This window comes from Limoniibacter endophyticus (assembly GCF_014652835.1).
Classification (GTDB): Bacteria; Pseudomonadota; Alphaproteobacteria; order Rhizobiales; family Rhizobiaceae; genus Limoniibacter; species Limoniibacter endophyticus.
In genome coordinates, this window is the sequence record NZ_BMZO01000011.1 from 24,735 (window position 1) to 43,378 (window position 18,644).

At 59.5% G+C, this 18,644-nt stretch carries 16 protein-coding genes, 1 tRNA gene and 1 pseudogene; 7 read left to right on the plus strand and 11 right to left on the minus strand.

From position 1 onward, the window contains the following. Positions 1-15 precede the first annotated feature (15 nt). Entirely contained in the window at positions 16-348 is a 333-nt protein-coding gene (locus tag IE151_RS15450; protein WP_189492208.1) for a hypothetical protein, read from the minus strand. 113 nt (positions 349-461) lie between these two features. Between IE151_RS15450 and IE151_RS15455 the strand changes: the two genes are divergently transcribed. The 3 genes from IE151_RS15455 to IE151_RS15465 all read left to right on the plus strand — a co-directional run bounded on the left by IE151_RS15455 (position 462) and on the right by IE151_RS15465 (position 4,041). Continuing rightward, positions 462-2,282, plus strand: coding sequence for a PHA/PHB synthase family protein (locus IE151_RS15455; protein WP_189492211.1), 1,821 nt, complete (start codon positions 462-464; stop codon positions 2,280-2,282). 210 nt (positions 2,283-2,492) lie between these two features. Continuing rightward, positions 2,493-3,686, plus strand: coding sequence for a YcbK family protein (locus tag IE151_RS15460; RefSeq protein WP_244636824.1), 1,194 nt, complete (start codon positions 2,493-2,495; stop codon positions 3,684-3,686). A gap of 280 nt (positions 3,687-3,966) precedes the next feature. Next, positions 3,967-4,041 (plus strand) — tRNA-Glu (locus tag IE151_RS15465). Positions 4,042-4,279: 238 nt separating this feature from the next. Here IE151_RS15465 and IE151_RS15470 read toward each other — a convergent pair. Further along, a complete protein-coding gene (locus tag IE151_RS15470; RefSeq protein ID WP_189492214.1) occupies positions 4,280-4,438 on the minus strand; it encodes a hypothetical protein in 159 nt (52 codons plus the stop codon). 581 nt (positions 4,439-5,019) lie between these two features. Here IE151_RS15470 and IE151_RS17985 point away from each other — a divergent pair. Beyond that, positions 5,020-5,277, plus strand: a pseudogene (locus IE151_RS17985) (imm11 family protein); the annotation flags it as partial. Between the two features lie 969 nt (positions 5,278-6,246). Here the strand turns inward: IE151_RS17985 and IE151_RS15480 are convergent. Together IE151_RS15480 and IE151_RS15485 are read right to left on the minus strand one after the other, a co-directional pair. Next, positions 6,247-6,603, minus strand: coding sequence for a hypothetical protein (locus IE151_RS15480; RefSeq protein WP_189492216.1), 357 nt, complete (start codon positions 6,601-6,603; stop codon positions 6,247-6,249). Continuing rightward, positions 6,569-8,140, minus strand: a complete 1,572-nt coding sequence (locus tag IE151_RS15485) for an AMP-binding protein (RefSeq protein ID WP_189492219.1) — start codon at positions 8,138-8,140, stop codon at positions 6,569-6,571. Before IE151_RS15485 ends, IE151_RS15480 begins: the two co-directional genes overlap by 35 nt. A 177-nt stretch (positions 8,141-8,317) precedes the next feature. Between IE151_RS15485 and IE151_RS15490 the strand changes: the two genes are divergently transcribed. Genes IE151_RS15490 through IE151_RS15500 form a run of 3 tightly spaced genes read left to right on the plus strand, consistent with a single transcriptional unit; the run spans position 8,318 to position 11,485 of the window. Next, the gene (locus tag IE151_RS15490; RefSeq protein ID WP_189492222.1) at positions 8,318-9,100 is read left to right on the plus strand and encodes an enoyl-CoA hydratase/isomerase family protein; all 783 of its coding nucleotides are present in this window, start codon (positions 8,318-8,320) and stop codon (positions 9,098-9,100) included. Between the two features lie 20 nt (positions 9,101-9,120). After that, positions 9,121-10,653, plus strand: a complete 1,533-nt coding sequence (locus tag IE151_RS15495; RefSeq protein ID WP_189492225.1) for an AMP-binding protein — start codon at positions 9,121-9,123, stop codon at positions 10,651-10,653. A 34-nt stretch (positions 10,654-10,687) separates the two neighbouring features. Continuing rightward, positions 10,688-11,485, plus strand: coding sequence for an IclR family transcriptional regulator (locus tag IE151_RS15500; protein WP_189492228.1), 798 nt, complete (start codon positions 10,688-10,690; stop codon positions 11,483-11,485). Here the strand turns inward: IE151_RS15500 and IE151_RS15505 are convergent. Genes IE151_RS15505 through IE151_RS15535 form a run of 7 tightly spaced genes read right to left on the minus strand, consistent with a single transcriptional unit; the run spans position 11,444 to position 18,567 of the window. Continuing rightward, complete coding sequence (locus IE151_RS15505) at positions 11,444-12,436, minus strand: serine hydrolase (protein ID WP_189492230.1); 993 nt, start codon at positions 12,434-12,436, stop codon at positions 11,444-11,446. The genes IE151_RS15500 and IE151_RS15505 overlap by 42 nt on opposite strands. Beyond that, positions 12,433-13,308 (minus strand): serine hydrolase, encoded by an 876-nt coding sequence (locus IE151_RS15510; protein ID WP_189492233.1) that lies wholly within the window; start codon positions 13,306-13,308, stop codon positions 12,433-12,435. The genes IE151_RS15505 and IE151_RS15510 overlap by 4 nt, the downstream gene beginning before the upstream one ends. Continuing rightward, the gene (locus IE151_RS15515; protein WP_189492235.1) at positions 13,305-14,660 is read right to left on the minus strand and encodes an MmgE/PrpD family protein; all 1,356 of its coding nucleotides are present in this window, start codon (positions 14,658-14,660) and stop codon (positions 13,305-13,307) included. Before IE151_RS15515 ends, IE151_RS15510 begins: the two co-directional genes overlap by 4 nt. After that, a complete protein-coding gene (locus IE151_RS15520) occupies positions 14,660-15,694 on the minus strand; it encodes an ABC transporter ATP-binding protein (RefSeq protein ID WP_189492238.1) in 1,035 nt (344 codons plus the stop codon). The genes IE151_RS15515 and IE151_RS15520 overlap by 1 nt, the downstream gene beginning before the upstream one ends. After that, complete coding sequence (locus IE151_RS15525; RefSeq protein ID WP_189492241.1) at positions 15,681-16,685, minus strand: ABC transporter ATP-binding protein; 1,005 nt, start codon at positions 16,683-16,685, stop codon at positions 15,681-15,683. The genes IE151_RS15520 and IE151_RS15525 overlap by 14 nt, the downstream gene beginning before the upstream one ends. Then, a complete protein-coding gene (locus IE151_RS15530; RefSeq protein WP_189492244.1) occupies positions 16,682-17,596 on the minus strand; it encodes an ABC transporter permease in 915 nt (304 codons plus the stop codon). Before IE151_RS15530 ends, IE151_RS15525 begins: the two co-directional genes overlap by 4 nt. Next, positions 17,593-18,567 carry an ABC transporter permease gene (locus IE151_RS15535; protein ID WP_189492247.1) on the minus strand — a complete coding sequence of 325 codons (975 nt, stop codon included), beginning with the start codon at positions 18,565-18,567 and terminating at the stop codon, positions 17,593-17,595. The genes IE151_RS15530 and IE151_RS15535 overlap by 4 nt, the downstream gene beginning before the upstream one ends. Between the last annotated feature and the right edge of the window lie 77 nt (positions 18,568-18,644).

Below are 18,644 nucleotides of genomic sequence, written 5' to 3' on the forward strand. Positions count from 1 at the left end.
TGGCGCCCCGGATCATTACTGCGCCGGCGTCTGAATTACCTTCAACGTCTCATCGCCATGAGAACGCGCAAGTGAACGAAGCTCTTCCGTCGATGCCGGGCTGGCGTCTGCGCCAGCCGCCGCGCGTGCGCCGTCCCGTGTCGCCGCAAGTTCGGCCTTGGACGCTGCCACCTGCTCCGGTGTCAGTTGCGGGGCTGCGGTCTGCGGCTTGATATTCAAATTCGGATAAGTACCAGTATTGACGACGGTTCCCGAAGTCGCACCGTCTACCCCGGATCGCGCCTGCTGGCCCGCGCAACCCGATAGTAGAATCAGCCCCGTCACCACAGCCAAACCGCTCTTGATCATCTTCCGGCCCTCTCGGTTCACAAAGCCGCCACATGTATGTGCGCTCTGGACCCATCTACTCAACAGATTATATTCGTTTCAAATTCTAAAGTTTCGGGGAACTGACCAAGCTCATGGTCGAGTCATCATCGCCAGTCGATAAAGCACGCCAGAGCGGCAATGAAAAGAGTTCGAAAGGCGATCCCTTCAGTCTCGACCCGCACACTATTCGCGACCCCGAGCGGCTTGCCGCCAATATCACGCGTCTGATGGAAGAAGCGCAGCGTGCTGCGGAAATGATTGCAGAGCGCGGTGACGCTCCATCGCGGGGCGACCTGCGTATAGAACAATTCGACGCCCTGGCGCGAATTTGGAGCTACTGGTTTGCTGACCCCGCGCGCGCCATGCAGGCGCAGGCCTCACTCTTTGCCGAACTGGCGAGACTTCTCCTGAGCCTTTCTCCCGGTGCCGATGCAGACGCCCCGCGGCAGCCGCTCTTATCCGACAAACGCTTTCGTCATGCCGACTGGAGCCGCCCGCCCTTTGACTTCCTGCGCCGCGCCTATCTGATCCTGTGCCGTTGGTCGGAAGGCCTGGTCACGCGCATGGAGGATCTCGACGAAGAGACGCGAGAGAAGCTGCATTTTCATCTGTCGCAACTGCTTGCCAGCCTTTCCCCATCCAACTTCCTGCTGACCAACCCGGAAGTGCTGCGTGAAACCCTTCTCAGTTCCGGAGATAATCTCGTCCAGGGCATGACGATGTTCAACGAAGATCTGGCGCGCGGCAACGGCCTTCTTCGCATTCGGCAGACGGACGAAAGCCAGTTCGAACTGGGACGTAACCTTGCCAACACGCCCGGCAAGGTGGTTGCGCGTAGCCCGCTTGCCGAAATCATCCAGTACGAACCGCAGACGAAGACAGTCCTGAAGCGCCCGCTCATCATCTGCCCGCCATGGATCAACAAATTCTACATTCTCGACCTCTCTCCAGAGAAGTCCTTCGTGCGCTGGGCGCTCGATCAGGGCCACACGGTCTTCATTATTTCCTGGGTCAATCCGGACGAACGACTGCGCGACAAAGGCTGGGAGGCGTATATTGCGGAAGGACTCGATCTCGCACTTGATACTGCGCAAGAGGCGACCGGTGAGGATCGGTTTAACCTGATCGGCTATTGCGTTGGCGGGACGCTCCTTGCCTCCGCCCTGGCGTACAAGGCGAAGAGCGGCGACGATCGGGTCGCGACTGCAAGCCTGTTCGCGGCAATGGTTGATTTTTCCCACCCCGGAGATCTTCGACATTTCGTCAGCCCGCCACAGGTCGAATGGCTGGAACGCGAGATGAGCGAACGCGGTCACCTGGAATCGACGCGAATGGCAGCAGCATTCAACATGCTGCGTTCCGAGGACCTGATCTGGCCCTATTGCGTGAACACTTACTTGCGCGGGCGCATGCCGCGGGCTTTCGACCTGCTTTACTGGAACAGCGACGCCACATGCATGACACCGGCCAATCACAATTTCTACCTGCGTAATTTCTACCTGGAGAACCGTTTGGCGCGCGGTGAACTGCGCCTTTTCGGCGAAAAACTGTCGCTCTCAGAGGTCGAAATTCCGATATTCTGTCTTGCAGCAAAAGAGGATCACATCGCGCCGGCACGCTCGGTTTATGCAGGCTGCGGCTATTTCGGACGAGAACCAACCTTCGTCCTTACAGGCTCAGGACATATAGCCGGCGTCATAAACCCGCCGAAGCCGCGCAAATATCGGTATTGGAGCGGGAGCCATCGCGCTACCAGCTATGAAAACTGGACTGCAGCAGCAACGGAAGAACCAGGGTCCTGGTGGCCGGTCTGGCAGAGCTGGGTCGAGACACAGGACAATGCGCGGACCGATGCGCGCAGCGTGAATTCATGCGCTGCTCTCGCCGATGCACCCGGCATCTATGTTCGATAAGTTTCGTTACAAAGCGTAATTTCCGGTGAATTGACGATTCGCTAACCATCATGATCTATGCGGGTAGCGAATCCAGTCTATTCGTTTTTTCGCACATATTGCGAAAAACCGGGAGAGACCGAGTTTTCGCGAGCATGTCGGCTTTTAACCAGGCCAACCCGAGGAAACTTAAGTGTCGCCCGACACGAACGCCAACAAGGGGGAACAGGGGTGAAATCCAGAGTGCGCACATCCGGCGTTGTACGGTCTTTGCTGTCTTCCGCCGCGATCAGCCTGTTCCTTGCAGGATGCGCCGCGACTTCCGATCCCTCCCTTTCCCTCGTTCCTTCGGCCGATCTCGGCGTTTCCTCGCCAGCTCTCGCAATGAACCGCGGTTCTGACACCATGCAGACAGAAAATGTCAGCCCGGGCGAAACCGGCGGCGCGCAAGGGTCGGAAATTGCTCAGATGGCCGCCGCGGATGCCACTGCATCGCAAGCTGTTCTGGGTACACACCAGGATGCCAGTCAGAACACGCTTCAGGCACAACAGCAGCAATTGGTAGCGAGCAATCCGCATCTTGCCCCTGTTGAAGGCGAATCGCAGATAGATCTTCCAGATACGGTGGCCTATTTGCCAACAGCCAAGCCGCAGCAGACTCCGTTCGCGCAAGGCTTGGAAAATCCTCTTCTCCAGCAAACGGCACAGCCCCCGGTTCAAACTGCCGCAGTGCAGCAGACGCAAGCGCCGACGAACGGTATTTATGGCGCGGCAAGTACAACGAAGCCCGCCGATACCAAGGCAGACGCATCCTCCTTCACATCGCTCTACGGCTCGCAGAATGGCTCGCCGCGCGCAGCCAAGGAAGCATCGAAACGTCCGACCGTTGCCGTCCCGCAGAAAAACCGGAAGCAACTTGCGAGCGCAGGTGGCGCCCTTCCCGGCGTCAGCGAAAGGAACATGTTCGAGATCACCAAGAGAGCATCGTGGGATCCGAACAGCGATATCGACATGCACGAGGAAGAGGAAGAAGCTCCGGTTCGCGTGGCATCGGCCGCAGGCCTCGCCCGACTGGTTCCCAACGGGCTTGTACGTCAGACAGACAATGTAGACATCTCCTGCCTCAAGCCCGCCCTCGTCAACACGCTGGGTATCATTGAGCGCCATTATGGCAAAAAGGTCGTCGTAACTTCCGGCTTCCGAGACGAACAGCGCAACCGTCGCGCACGTGGCGCCAGCAAATCGCTGCATATGTTCTGCGCCGCAGCCGATATTCAAGTCGAAGGCGTAAGCAAGTGGGAGCTTGCCTCCTTCATCCGCTCCATGCCGGGGCGCGGCGGTGTCGGTACCTATTGCCACACGGAGTCGGTTCACGTGGACATCGGCCCTGAGCGGGACTGGAACGCGCGCTGCCGTCGCCGATAGATTATTCTGCACGCGCGCTCTTAAGCCTCTGTCAAATCGCCTGCGGCAGTCCCCGCATCTCGCCTTCTGGAACTAAGCAGAAGGCCTGCCTTGGTTGCGCTCGAAGCCAGGGGCTCGACCTAGCAAGACATCCCCTTCCCTGCGCCTTCGCAATGTGTCCGTCCATAATTGATATGGGCGGCTTTCGCATGCACAGCAAAAATGACGGGAAAACGCAAAAAACCAGATGTGATCTCTTGCCGACTCAAAATCCCGCATCTATAAGGCCCACATCTTGAACGCGCCCATCGTCTAGCGGTTAGGACGGCGCCCTTTCACGGCGCAAACAGGGGTTCGATTCCCCTTGGGCGTACCATTTCCGTTCAAAATTATGAACAGAACGGCAAGGTATTTTCTCTTTTCTCAAAGCGTTCTCGATCCCTGCATTTAGGCCGATGATCCTCACCTCATCACTGGCACCTCGATGCGAGAAACGATGGATCGAATTAAGCCCTCCGAAGCGACATCTCGCCACTCTCGATATTTCGACGTATTGCTTGACTTAAACACGGGACCCTCCTCGGATCATTTGGCGAGAATGTCGCCCTCAGTGGTCATTTGCGTTTTCGGCCACGCACGCGCTTCGCCGAATTCTTCTTTCGTAGCGGACGCAGCACCTGGTCGAGTACGCGAAGAAGGAAGTGCTCGACCGTGGCGATTTCACCGCTCTCGACGGGGACGATCTCTGCCCAGTCGTCTGTCACCACAATCATTCGCGTAGCCAGGCCTGAGCCGACATTTGGCAAGCGAACAGCGCTGCCCCCAAGCCCCTGCGCGTGACCTCCTTATGTTTACGCCTCTACATCCAACACCTACGCGCACACTATAAAGAGCGGGCAGAACATTCTTCATGAGCACTTTTTGGGTACGCAGAACTGAGGACATAGAAGACCTGCCGCTGAATCGTGATCCATCGTCATGCCGTACCAACTCGTCGTTCTAAGCCGCATGTCGCCCGCCATGGCACATGCGCACGCGAATTGGATCACCCAATTTCAACGGTGGTCAAGTCATGTTGGAGGAACGAAACCGGAGAGACGATCTCATCGTACGCAGCTTGGAGACCTCGTTGTCGTTGCTCACATTATATGAACGAAATTTTCGGCACCAAACCTGACAATACCAATCCATACCTTATTAGAATCGACAATTTTAGAAGTAGCAAAAAATGACACGGAAAATAAACTCCAGCAAAGACGCACATACAAAGCCAGAGGAAAAATGCTGCACAATAGAAGTTGGCTTTCTTGGAGGCGGTCGTGGGCATGGCATAATATTTTAGAACGAAAAACGCCTTCTCACACCTCCCCGAATTTGTCTACGCCCCGAGGCAGGAGGATTTCCAGTTCTGAAAGAAAAACCCCTTCTTCGATATGATCGCCGAAAAGGCGATATGCCAAAGGACTTGGACGGGCCGATTAGTCATTATTGGCAGGTGTCAGAACGCCTGAAAAAAGCTTTTAAGGAAATAGACCCAGAAGGTTTTTCGTCTGTAGAATGTGACTTTTTTCGGACAATGTTAGAGGTGAGACTCATTACTTATACGAAGTAAATCTCTTGATGGACGCATTCGACGAGAATAATCTACAATAAAAATCGAATATGGCGGCTGGCCAGAAGAAAAGCACTATGATTTTTTGTTTGGTACAAAACTCATTTTGAAAGAAAATTTTCCTGATGATATGATTTTTTAGGAAAAAATTCACATTATATATTTTCTTTCGAATGCCATAGGCAAAATTTCTAATGGAGGTTAATTTTACGAAAATATTGATTAGATATCAAAAAAAAATATGATCTGATTTTCATAAAAACTAATTCAGGAATCTTCGGTGCCAACGCTATTTCAATCCCGTCATATTATTGATCAAGACATGTTTTCAAGATCACTGCTTTTAAAAAACCTGTTAAAAGCGACCTTTTGGAAAAGAACAGTGCCCGCAATTTAATTAATCTACCCTCAGACGTCGATTTGGCACAATCGCTTTCCGTGTCCCACATAACGGCGGTCCGCTTGGGACATATCCGAGCTTCATAAACGATTACCATCCAGCAGATCATTAAAGGCCAGCATACTCAGCTTCAAAGCGACAAGTGTAGTCGATATGCATCGCCAAAGCTGGCACCATAGATGCGACAACGCATGATAGTATCAGTTTTGAAAAGATCGGCCAAACCGGATTCAGAGACAGATTTGCATAGTGCGTAAATACCATCAAGCAATGGATCGAAAAGCATATCCTCATTGGCGGACAAAATATCAGGATAGTCTGTCGGCCGTTATGACGAATACTTTGCAGCAATTTCCGACATAACTCACAGACATAGCCATCTCACTCGCTGATTTTTACGTGTAGAATCCATTATTTATCTTGGTTCATGGTTTATGCGTGTTGGCGCACCATTTCCGAACAAGAGAGAGAGCGGCGGATGGGCCTTGCCAAGGCCTTGCGATTGCAGTCTTGGCCAGGATCAATTTCGACCCGCTGATCCTGATTTTCCTCATCGTTCACTCCCCGCTTCACCCATGATCATACGGGCACAGGACTGACGCAACTCCGGCGTACCGTGGCGGAGCTTGTCGCGCAGGAGATTGGCAAATCTTTCGAGCTTCTCCGGCTCGCAGGAGGGACAAGCGTTCCTTCAGCGCCTGATCGCCGGCTTCCATCAGCTCCTTTTCGACGAGCGACAACAGTCGGGTAAGAGCAGCCAGTGTGTCGCGCTGAGCCACATACCCGTCAGGAGCCAAAGGTCGCGGAGAAGCTGATCCAAGCTTGACCGATACCGCCCTGGCGCCCGCTATATCGAACGGATGCAGGTAGGAGATCTGTGCCGAGGGCTCTTCAGCCGCGACGGGCTTCGGGAGCCTCGTAGGCATTGGCGGTGTCGCGCGGTAGCCTCCCCTTAGAGATCCGCTGGGTAGGGGTCTTGTCGAAAGCCTCAATGAACTCCAGATAGCGTGGCACTTGAAAGTAAGGCATGCGTGCATGCGCCCAATCCAGAAGCTCCGCCGCGCTGGTGCGATCGCCCTCAACGCGTTTGACGAAAAGCTTCAGATCGTCGTCGCCCATCTCACCCGCAACGCCGATCAGCGCGCATTCCTCGACACCAGAATGACCTTGGAATACGCGTTCGACCTCCCAGGCGGAGATGTTGACGCCACGCCTGCGCACGCAATCCTTCAAGCGTCCTGCATAGAAATAATTGCCGCTCGCGTCGCGGCGCATCAAATCACCGGTCGAGAACCAGCCGTTGACGACCAGCTCGGCAACCGCCTCGGGTCGACCGAAATAACCGCGGAAGGCAAGACCGGGATCCAGCGACTTGGCCAGACATTCGCCGAAATCACCGTCTTGGACGCCATCGATGGGCCGCAGCCGGACTTCGTAGAAGGGCAGCGGCTTGCCGCAAGCGCCCATTGGGCTCTTGGCATCACTGACGGTGACGAAGGTGGTCAGTTCGGACATGCCGAATCCCTCTCGCATCGGAATGCCGAAACGCTCGGAGAAACGCTGAGAAACCTCGATAGAGGCCCCGCCTCCCCAGGCAAGGCGGGCACTGTGCGAGCGGTCGTCGTCGCGTTCCGGCTGCGCCAACAGGATCGGCAAGACACCACCGAGATAATGGATTAGGGTGATGCCTTCGCGATCGACATTGCTCCAGAACTGCGAGGCGCTGAAGCGCGGCACCATCACCAGAGTCAACGGACGCATCACCGCAGCGATCAGAACCGCCACTCCGGCCCCGTGGTAGAGTGGTTCCCAATGCAGAAGGACGTCCCCGCGTGTGGCTCCTGTGAGCGCGAAGATTCCCAACGGTCCGCTGCGTAGGCTTTGATCGGTCTTGAGCACCCCCTTCGGTTCCCCGGTGGTGCCCGAGCTAGGAGTGATCGCGATGACGTCGTCCGAGGCGGTAACATTGGAGCAGTCGTCCGCGGATGCCTCCGCCAGGAGACGCGAAAGCGAACAGTCAGATGCTCCCTCATGGCGCCAGATCACCACTAGCTCGGGATTCATCTCGAGGACCGGCCGCAAAACGTCGGCATAAGCCCGTTCGGCAATGAGGACCGTAGGAGCAAATCGTTCGAAGACGAAGGCGAGCGACGCGCCAATCAGGTTGACGTTAACCGGAACCCGCACAAGGCCTGCCTTCACGAGGCCGAAGATGGCGGCGGCGTGGTCGGGGTGGTTTCCCAGCATCAGCGCAACTCGGCTGCCGCGTGGGCAGAGACCGCCTAAGGCATGGGCCATACGGTTCGACCATCGGTGCATCCGGTTGATGGTCCATACCTCCTGCCCGAAGCGACAGTAGACGTGTTCGGGATCTGTCGCCGCGCGCGCAGACCAATGCTGAGCGATGGTCAATCCCGGATCAGTTGCGTCATGATCAGGCACGATAGCGGAAGAGCTTGGCATGGAACGTCTCTTGTTTGGTTTTCAATTATTATAATTAATATTCGATTGACGAAAGTGGTCAATAGCTCTGACGCTTCTCCTAGGTGGTATTGACAGCTCATGTCATTTTTATACAATTATCTCAATTGTTATTCAATCACTCTGTCGCCTGTGCGATGCTCAACGGGAAAGATCTCAATGTCTGACTTCATCCGGATCGACCGCCCAGAGCCTGGCTGCGCCCGCGTCACCATCGACCGCCCGCAGAAACGCAATGCACTGAACGAAGAAGGCTGGCGCGGTATCGGCGACGCTTTCGAGCAGTTATCGGTCGATCTCTCAATCCGCGTCATCATTCTAACCGGCGTACCCGGGGTATTTTGCGCGGGCGATGACATCCTCGCTTTTGCCGCCGTCCGCGACGACCCAGCCGCGCGCCAGCGCTATTGGGACACGATTATGCGCGCTTATGCGATGGTCAGCGCGGCGAAGGTGCCGGTGATTGCCGCGATCGACGGGCCTTCGATCGGAGGGGGATGCACGCTGGCGCTGCGGGCTGATTTCCGCATTGCGGGGCCGGGCGCGGTCTTTTCTGTACCCCCTGCCCGTCTGGGCTTGGTCTACCCGGCCGACAGCACTGCTCTTCTGGTCAATGCGGTGGGCGCAGGGCTCGCGAAATACATGCTTTTCACCGGAAACACGGTTGATGCCAAACATGCGGTGGCCTCCGGCCTGGCACTGGCCGCCAGCTCTCAGGGCGCGGTGGCGTCAGCACTGGAGCTTGCACGCGAGATGAGCGCCAGTGCGCCGCTCTCGATACAGGCAGCGAAAATCGCCGTCGACGGGATCGCGATGGGCAGGCTGGCCGAAGTGACGCCCGAAGTACGGCGCCTATCGGATCTGGCGGATGCAAGCGAGGATTACCGCGAAGGCACCGCGGCCTTCGCCACCAAGCGCCGCCCTATCTTCCAGGGCAAATGACGATGGAAAGACAGCAGATCATGAGCGCTAACCTTTATGGCAGTTTCCGGGCCGGCTTTCCCGCGCTGGAGCGCATCTTCTTGCGCCGACCCGACGGCGTCAGCGTCAGCTACGGCGAACTTGAGACCCGCACCGCGCGCCTGGCCGGCGCGTTACGGGCTGCAGACGTTGGCCAGGGTGACATCGTGGCGCTCTTGGTCGACAAGTCGCCGACCGCTATGTTGATCTATCTGGCGATGGCCCGGATCGGAGCGGTGTTTCTGCCCATCCACACAGGTCTTGCCGCGGTAGAGATCACCCATATCCTCAATGATGCAGCACCGCGGCTTGTGATCTGCGATCCGCGCTTCTCCGATCTGGTTGTCGAGGCGGGTCGGACTTGTCTGACACTGACGGCACGCGAAGAGGGCGGATTTGCCGATCTAGCCGCCGCCAGCACCTCGATTGAAGCGTTGGCCGTTGTCGCAGCTTCGGCACCCAATGCGTTGGTCTATACTTCGGGCACCACGGGACGGCCAAAAGGAGCTTGGATCACTACCGCGCAGGTGCGCTGGAACGTCGAGGCGATTCGAGAGATGTGGGCGATCGGACCCGACGACGTGCTGCTGCACATCAATCTGATTGCCTATGGCGTCTTCGCCACGATGCTGCCCATGCTGTCGGCGGGGGCTGGGCTGTTCCTCGTCGAAGATGCTGGAGTCGACACCATCCTCGATGGGCTGCCGCATGCAACGATGATGGCCTCAGTGCCCACGGTATATCAGCGTCTACTGAGCGAGCCGCGCTTTACCCGCGAGCTTTGCAGCCGGATAAGGCTCTTCATCACTGGCTCGGCCCCGATGCGTGAGGATCTGTTCGAGGCCTTCGCCGCCCACACCGGGCACCGCCTTCTCGATCGTTACGGCATGACCGAGGCGCTGCTCATCACCTCGAACCGAGCGGACCATTCGCGCGAGGCGGGCAACAGCGGTTATCCACTGCCTAAAAGCACTCTGCGCATTATCGGCTCTGACGGGCGGCCGCTACCTGCTGGAGAGGTGGGGCAGATCCAGATACTGCAGCCCGCTCCGTTCACCGGCTATCTCAACGCACCCGAAAAGACTGCGGAGAGTCTGACCGACGACGGCTGGCTGCGCACGGGGGATTTCGGATCGCTGGATCCCGAGGGGCGATTGTCGGTCATTGGGCGTGGGACGGATCTCATCATCACCGGGGGCCTCAATGTGTATCCGAAGGAAGTCGAACAGGTTCTGAACGCACAGCCGCAGATCGCCGAAAGCGCCGTGATCGGCGTTCCGCATCCCGAATATGGCGAGGCCGTCTTCGCAGCGATCGAACTGCAACCCGACGCCGCTTCTACGCTCGACACCGCGGCGCTGCGACAGTTGCTTCGTGGCGCGATTGCTGGCTATAAGGTGCCCAAACATATCGAGATCGTTCGAAAACTGCCACGCAACGCTCTGGGCAAGATCAAGAAGCAGGAGTTGCGCACTAGCTTTGCCGAGTTCTTCCGCCAAACCAGCGGGACACGGGCGGAGCCTTCGGTTCCGTGACGATGTCGACCGAGCCAGACCAGGATCGTATTTGATGAACAAACCCATTCCAAGCGACGACGGCGGCATCGATCCACGGCTTTTCGTAAGCTCCGTGCAAAAGGCCATGCTGGTGATGGAAGCCTTCACCCGTGAGGATCGCGCGATGTCGATCGCCAGGATTTCCGACAAGACCGGGATGGGCCGCAGCGCCGCACAACGTTTCGTCTATACGCTGGAGAAGATAGGTTACATCCAGCGCAACCCGGACACGCGGGAGTATCGGCTGTCTAACCGCTCCTTCCGCTTCGTACAAAGCATCCTGTCGTCCAATACGACACTCGACGCCTCGTTCCATCTACTGACTCGGCTCGCCGAGCAAATCGAAGAGACTGTCTCTTGGGTCGAGCTGAGCGATCAGGAGATCGTGGTGATCGCCAACGTACCCAGCCCTAATGTCTCGGCAGTGAATCTGCCGGTAGGCTCGCGCTTCCTTGCCCTCACGGCATCATCGGGTCTTATGTATCTGGCCGACATGCCGCCAGAGACGGTACGCCAGTATTTCGACGCCGCTGACGAGGCTGCCCATGCCCGGCTGGGCGGAGTGGATTTCGAAGGCTACCTCGCCCGGCTCGCCCATGCACGAGAGGCGGGCTATGCCATGACCGAAAAGGACGTCGATTTCAGCTCGCTCTCAGTCTCGGCGCCGGTGCGTGACTATCGCGGCAAAGTGATCGCGGCGATCAACATTTCGATCCTGCGCGCCCGGATGCAGCCTGATGAGGTACGCGCCCGGGTCGTGCCGCTGCTGCTAGACGCTGCACGGATAGCCGGAAACGCCGCTATCGGCTGATGGGGCGACGACTTTGGGATACGTGGTGATCAGGTAGTAGTCGACCACCACTCGCGCTACATCGGCGATCACCGAATTGCGGGTCGCCATGTCGGCACGTGAGGATTTGACGAAGAGCGCGAGTGCGAGAGTGCCGCGTCCCTCGGGCAACGTGACGAGGCCAGAATTGGTCGCTGTTCCGGCACCGCTGCCGGTCTTGCCCGCAAGCTTTACCCCGTGCGGCAGGCGTGCGCGCGCCCGCAGATCGGAATGGACCTCGCGCTCCATGATGTCGAGCATCGTCCGTCGCCCCAGCTTGCTCACCCCATCCGAGGCCTCGGCGATCCGGCGCATTACCTCGATCATCGCGCTTGGGCGGCAATGGTCGCGTTCTTCATGACGGAAGCGGGCATTGGGATTATTGCGCGCGTCGAGAATCTCCGGCGTAGCGTTTTGCAGCACCTCTTGCATCGAAACGCCTTCGGGCGGCAGAGGGAGGTCATGCATCACCGCCAGCGCGTAGCGCATGGTACGACTGACCTGGAAGTCGACGAGACCGATCCCGGCCATCCAAGCAGCGATCCGGTCCGCGCCGCCGGCGATACGGAAGCAGACGTCGGTCGAGGTGTTGCAACTGCGGGTGATCATCCCTTCGATGTGGTTGTAGACCGACAGCGCGATGCCGGGACGCACGAATTGCTCTCCCAGCCCCCCGGGAGCCATGGGGTTCATTTCCATTGGCAGAACCTCGACCATGTCGTCAAGGCTGATCTCGCCCCGATCGACCCGGTCGAGCACGGCCAAGGCCAGCGGCACCTTTACCGCACTACCTGGAGGGAACATCTGATCGTCGTTTACCGTGAAGCCGCGACGGCTTTCAAGATGCAGCGCGCCCACGCCAATCTCCCCCTTCGCGATGGCGGCGATGCGACGAATCTCGGCGATGAGGTTGGGAAGGTGCGGCTCGATCATAGCTGAAAATGATCCCAGGCAAGCCGCGACAGGGCGGCGATAATGGTATCGGCAATGGCGTGGCCCGAGCGGCCGTCGGGCAGCGTGACGGGCAGTTCCGAGGCATAAACAGCGATGGCATAGAGGGGAATGCCATCGCTGTAGACGATGCCCACATCCATCGCACCCTGGCGCCCTGTCCCGGTTTTGCCCGCAAAAAAGGTGGTGCGCGGCAGAAGAGCGGGGATTCGCGTACGGTATTGTTGCTGCCCGAGGACCTTGATCGCATAGGCGCAAAGATCGGGAGTAAGACCGATGCGGGCGGCCGCATCGGCATCGGCGGTCCCATCGAGGATCGCCTGCAGCAGCGTGATCTGGTCATTCGGCGTCGTCTGGCCCACGAAATCGAAATCGGAGGTGATGGGCATATGTCGCGGGGGCACGATTTCGCGGATCGTGGTGCCCTTCATGCCCAACCGCGCGGCATAGGAACTGATCGCTGGCAGCCCGACGCGCTCTCCGACCAGACTGGTGCAGACATTGTCGCTGAGGATGATCATCAGCACGATCGCGTCGCGCAAAGGAAACTTCAATCCCGGCGTCAGGAAATAGAGGATTCCGGAAACCGGCCCCTCCATCAGGTCGGGGGTGAGGGTCAGTTCTTCATCGAGCGAGAGCTTACCCTCGTTTACGGCTGCGAGCGCCGCGGCCATGAAAAGTATCTTGCGCGTGCTTGCCGAAGCTGTGACGACTTCGGCATCTCGGCCGATCTCGCTGCCCGTGGGCAGGTGACGCAGCGCGAAGGATGTCGTGAAATGCTGCGCGTCGCAGAGCGCGTTAAGCTCTTCGGCCAACGGTTCCAGCCCAGGGCTGGTAATCAAGGATGGGGTCATCTGGGGCGGGTCTCCTGCAAAATCTTCAGCACTTCCGCAGCGGGGGTCGCCGACGGCATCGCGGCGACCAATTCCCAAAGGCACGCGGCCTCCGGCCCGCCAACCATGCGGTGCAGCTTGTCAGCAATGCCCGCGTCATCGCAAGGCTCGCGGGGAAGGCTCAACGCCGCAACCGAAGTCTGCGCACGGCGGACCACTCCGTCGATCTCAATCACCACCTCGGCCGCGATCCCAGCCTCGCGATGCTCTGGCGTCAGCGCGTGAACCTGCACGCGCTCGCGCAGGGCTGTGATCGCTACTTGCGCGGCAATGCCTGGATCAAGCCAGAGCGGACCGCTTTCCACCCCGAAAAGCAGCATCGCCATCGCATGAGGCAGACTGAACTGGCGGCTTGCGAAGGTTCTGGGCGCGGGATTGGTGAACCTCGGGAGCGCAGTGTTCTCAGGGACCCAGACCTCGACCGCGCCAATGTCGCCCGGGTGCTCCGCCACGATCGCGCGGGCAGCCCACAGCGCGCCGAACAACATCCCGCAGCAGGGCCATTCCTTGTAGCGGATACCCGAGAGGCCCCAGTCTTCGCCAAGCGCAAGTGCAAGTTCATCGGGCGCGGCATTCGAAGCGGAAAGCATGGTGAAAAGACCGCCGTCGGGTTCCAGCAGGTTGGTAAGTCCGGTAGTTCCGGTCTGCGCGAGCAACACGCCCGAGACCCCCGCCGCCGCCGCCCAGCCGGTGTCGCAATATTTAGTGTCGGGCAGATCGATCATCGCCGACCATTTCGCCCCCACCGGGATCGGTGCGAAAGCCCCTGCCAGCGACAGCGCCTGCAGCGCGGTCTGCGCTGGAAGGCGCAGAAGGCGCGTGGCGGCCATTGCGGCGGCATAGACGATCGGTGTCGAAATGCCCCAGACCGGCAAGAAGCGGTCCACCCCATCAATGCGGTTGAAATAGGACCCAGTGGCGCGATGGATGCGCCCGCCTGCCTCAAAGCCCGCGATGATCGCCGTCAGAAGCTCGGCCCCATCCGCGCCTGCCGTAGGGGCGAGCGCAAGCGCCGCAGCCACCGCACCGCAGCCGAAATGGGCGCCGGCGGCGCCGTCGTCGAAATCCATCGCATCGCCTAGACGCGCCAGCCGATAGGCCGTCGCGACCGCGCCGCCACCGGGCCAGATCGCCTGCGCGCCCTCCTCGACCACTGGGCCGATCTCCGTCGCACGGGCGGCCACCACACAGGCAAGCTGATCCGCCAGCAGCCGCCGCGCCTCGGCTTGGATGCGGGGCGGCACGTCGGAAAGCGCAAGTGTAGCGAAATAGTGGATAAAATCGCCGCCGGCGATGGAGCCTTGCGCGCTCATCACGAAGTCTCGTTCAGATGGCAGGCGCTGCGGTGGCCGGGGGCGATCTGGCGCAGCACTGGCATCTCGCTACGGCAACGCGCGGTCGCAAGGGGGCAGCGCGGATGGAAGTGACACCCCGACGGAGGGTTCAGCGGGCTGGGCAGCTCTCCCTTGATGGCGACGAAGCTGCGCTTCTCCGTGTTGATCTCGGGGATCTCCTCCAGAAGGCTGCGAGTGTACGGGTGGTTCGCCCGCGCGAAGATCTCGTCCGTAGGCGCCTCTTCGACGACCTGGCCCAGATACATCACCACCACCCGATCAGAGAGATGCTTGATGACGCCCAGATCGTGGCTGATGAAGAGATAGGTGAGGTTCAGCGTCTCGCGCAGATCAGCGAGCAGGTTGATCACCTGCGCCTGAATCGAGACGTCGAGTGCGGCAACCGCTTCGTCGCAGACCAGAAATTCCGGATTGACAGCAAGGGCGCGGGCGATGCCGACGCGCTGGCGCTGACCGCCGGAGAATTCATGCGGAAGCCGGGTCTTGAGCTGTGGATCGAGACCCACACGCTGCATCTGGGCATCGATGAAATCGGCGCTTGACCCGGACACCAGCCTGTGAACCTGCGGCGCTTCGGCGATGATGTCGCCGATCGTCATCCGAGGGTTCAGCGACGCCATCGGATTTTGAAACACCATCTGCACGTTGAGCTTAGCCTGCACCCGCTCGCGGCCGCGCAGGCTGGTGCTGTCGCGCCCCTCCCAGTTCAGCCTGCCGCTGCTGGGCGGCAGAAGCCCTGCGACGATGCGGCCGAAGGTCGATTTGCCACAGCCAGATTCACCGACCAGCCCCACCACCTCGCCCCGGCGGATCGCTAGATCGACCGAATTGACTGCGCGGACCGTCGGATTGGGCTTCGACAGTCCCAGACGCTGGAAGCCGCGCTGCAGCAGATCAGCATGGTGACCGAATTCCTTGCCCACCCCTATCGCCTCGACGATGGGGGTCTGCGGCGCGAGGGCGGCTGCATTGCGGAACTCAAGCAGGCTCATGCGCTGATCCTTTGCTGATACCGGTCCCGAGGGGGTAATGGCAGCGGAACTGATGGCTATCCTCGTTCGATACGTCGGGGGCGATCTCGGAGCAGAGGCCTTGGCGAAGGGGGCAGCGCGGCGAAAAGGCGCATCCCGGAGGCGGGAACAGCATGTTGGGGGGAGTGCCCGAAATCTGACGCAGACGCTCGCCGCGCTTGGCGCCGCCCGGAAGCGATTCGATCAGGCCCCGCGTATAGGGATGGCGAGGTGCGTGGATCACCTCGCGCACCTCGCCCGCCTCGACGATGCGCCCGCCATACATCACCGCCACACGATCTGCGAGGCGCGAGACCACCGACAGGTCATGGCTGATCCAGATCAGCGCGATGTTGCGCTCGCGAGACAGACGCAATATCTCGGACAGGATCTGCGCCTGGATCGTGACGTCGAGCGCCGTCGTCGGTTCGTCCGCGATAATCAGATCGGGCTCGTTCAGAAGGGCGATGGCGATCGCCACGCGCTGGCGCATGCCCCCGGAGAACTGGTGCGGATAGCTGCGCAGCCGCTCTTCAGGAGAAGGAATGCCGACCATGGCCAGCGCGTCGCGGGCCCGCGCCAGTGCTTCGGCGTGCGACACCCTCGCATGAGCCTGGATCGCTTCGACCATCTGCACGTCGATGCGCAGCACCGGATTCAGCGTCATCATCGGATCCTGGAAGATCATCGCGATGCGCTTGCCGCGCAACTCGCGCATCTGCCTCTGTGACAGGTTGGTAAGCTCTTGCCCGTCGAACTTGATCGACCCGCCGGTGATCCGCCCGGGCGCGACAAGCTGGTTCATCACCGAAAAGCCAAGGATCGACTTGCCCGAGCCGCTTTCGCCTACGAGACCTAGGATTTCGCCGCGGTTGAGCTCAATCGTCACGTCATTTACCGCTCGCAGCATGCCATGCGGCAGGGGAAAGCTGGTTTCGAGGTTGCGTATCTGCAGAAGAGGCGGGCCGCTCATTTGATCCTCCGGGGGTTCAGGATCTCGCGCATACGGTCTCCGATGACGTTGATGATGACGACCACCAGCACTAGGGCAATGCCGGGATAGAACGAAATCCAGTACTGGCCCGACAGCATGTACTGATAGCCGTTGGCGATCAGCAGCCCCAAGCTGGGCTCGGTCACCGGAACGCCGAGCCCAAGGAAGGACAGCGTTGCCTCCAACGTGATCGCGCGCGCGACCTGTAGCGTGGCGATTACGATGAGCGACGGGATGACGTTGGGCAACAGATGTCGGAAGATGATGCGCCAGGTGGGCAACGCCAGACATTGTGCGGCCTCGACGTATTCCTTGCTGCGCTCGACCAGCGTGGCCCCGCGCGACATCCGCGCATAGGTCGCCCATTCGACGATGATGATGGCGAGGACGACATTGACGATGCCCTTGCCGAGGAAAGCAAGGATCATGAGCGCGACAAGGACCGTAGGGAACGACAGCTGCAAATCAACGAGGCGCATCACGAAGCCCTCGGTCTTGCCGCCACGGTAGGCGACGTAAAGGCCGATGCTGCCGCCGATGGCAGCCGCGAGCAACGCAGAGACCACTCCCACGCTGAGCGAGATCCGTAGACCGTAGAGGATGGCCGACAGCATGTCGCGGCCCTGATTATCAGTGCCGAACTGATAGGTCATGCCAGTGGCCGATTGCGTCCCGGGCGGCAGCCGCCCGTCGAGGAAATCGATCGCCGTGAGGTCGTAGGGGTTCTGCGGAGCGATCCAAGGGGCCAGGATCGCCGTGCCGACCACGAGCGTCAGCAGGACCGTGCATAAAACCGTACTGGGCGCCCCGAAGAACTGGCGCGCGAAGCGCCGCAGCCGGCCTTGTGGGCGCTGAGGCGCGGTGGTGGCTGGAATGGAGCCGCCGGTCATACCGAACCTCCGATGCGGATGCGCGGATCGAGAAGCGTGTAGAGAATGTCGACCAGCAGATTCACGGTGACGAAGAGCACGACCACGATCATCAGATAGGCCACAATTACGGGGCGATCGAGCTTCTCGATGCTCTCGATAATTAATTTGCCCATGCCGGGCCAAGCAAAGATCGTCTCAGTCACAACGGTGAAGGCAATCAGGGTCGCGAACTCCAGGCCGATGACAGTCACGAGGGTGATCATGATGTTGCGCAGCACATGGACCCTCAAGATCCGGCTTTCGCGCAGGCCCTTGGCGCGGGCGAATTGCACGTATTCTTGCGGCACCACCTCTTCCACCCCGGCGCGGGTAAGCCGCATCACGAAGGTGCTCATGTAGATCGAAAGGGTCGCGACCGGCAGTGCCAGATGCGATAGCCCATCCCGCGTCAGGAAGGACCACCCTATTCCCATGATTTCTATCGTCTCCCCGCGTCCAGTCGCAGGCAGCCAGCGCAGATAGACGGCGAAGACCATGATGAGCAGAAGCCCGGTCCAGAACGACGGCAGCGAAAAACCCAAGATGCTGCCGCCCATGATGACCCGGCTGCCAAGGGCATTCGGGCGAAGCCCCGAGTAAAGGCCCAGTGGCACCCCGAGCAGTACTGACAGCACCATGGTGCTGGTCGCAAGCTCCAGCGTGGCAGGCATGCGCGACAAGATTACCTTGATCGCGGATTCACCATAGACGTAGCTGGTACCGAGATCGCCCTGGAGCACGCCCTTCACAAAAGCCACATATTGCAGCGGAAGAGGCTGATCGAGACCGTAGAATTCAATCAAGCGTTGGCGCTCGGCTTGGGTGGCCTCCGGGTTGACCAACGTCTCAACGGGATCCCCGATGACGTTCACGGCGAGAAAGATGATTGCAGTCATCGCAATCAGGATAAAGATCGACTGTATAATGCGGCGTGCGATCCAGACGGTCATAGGCGCTATTCCTCCTGCCGCCAACCAGGCCGCACGGACCCAGTTCAGCGGTTCGGTCGAGGGTTAGCGGGGCGGGC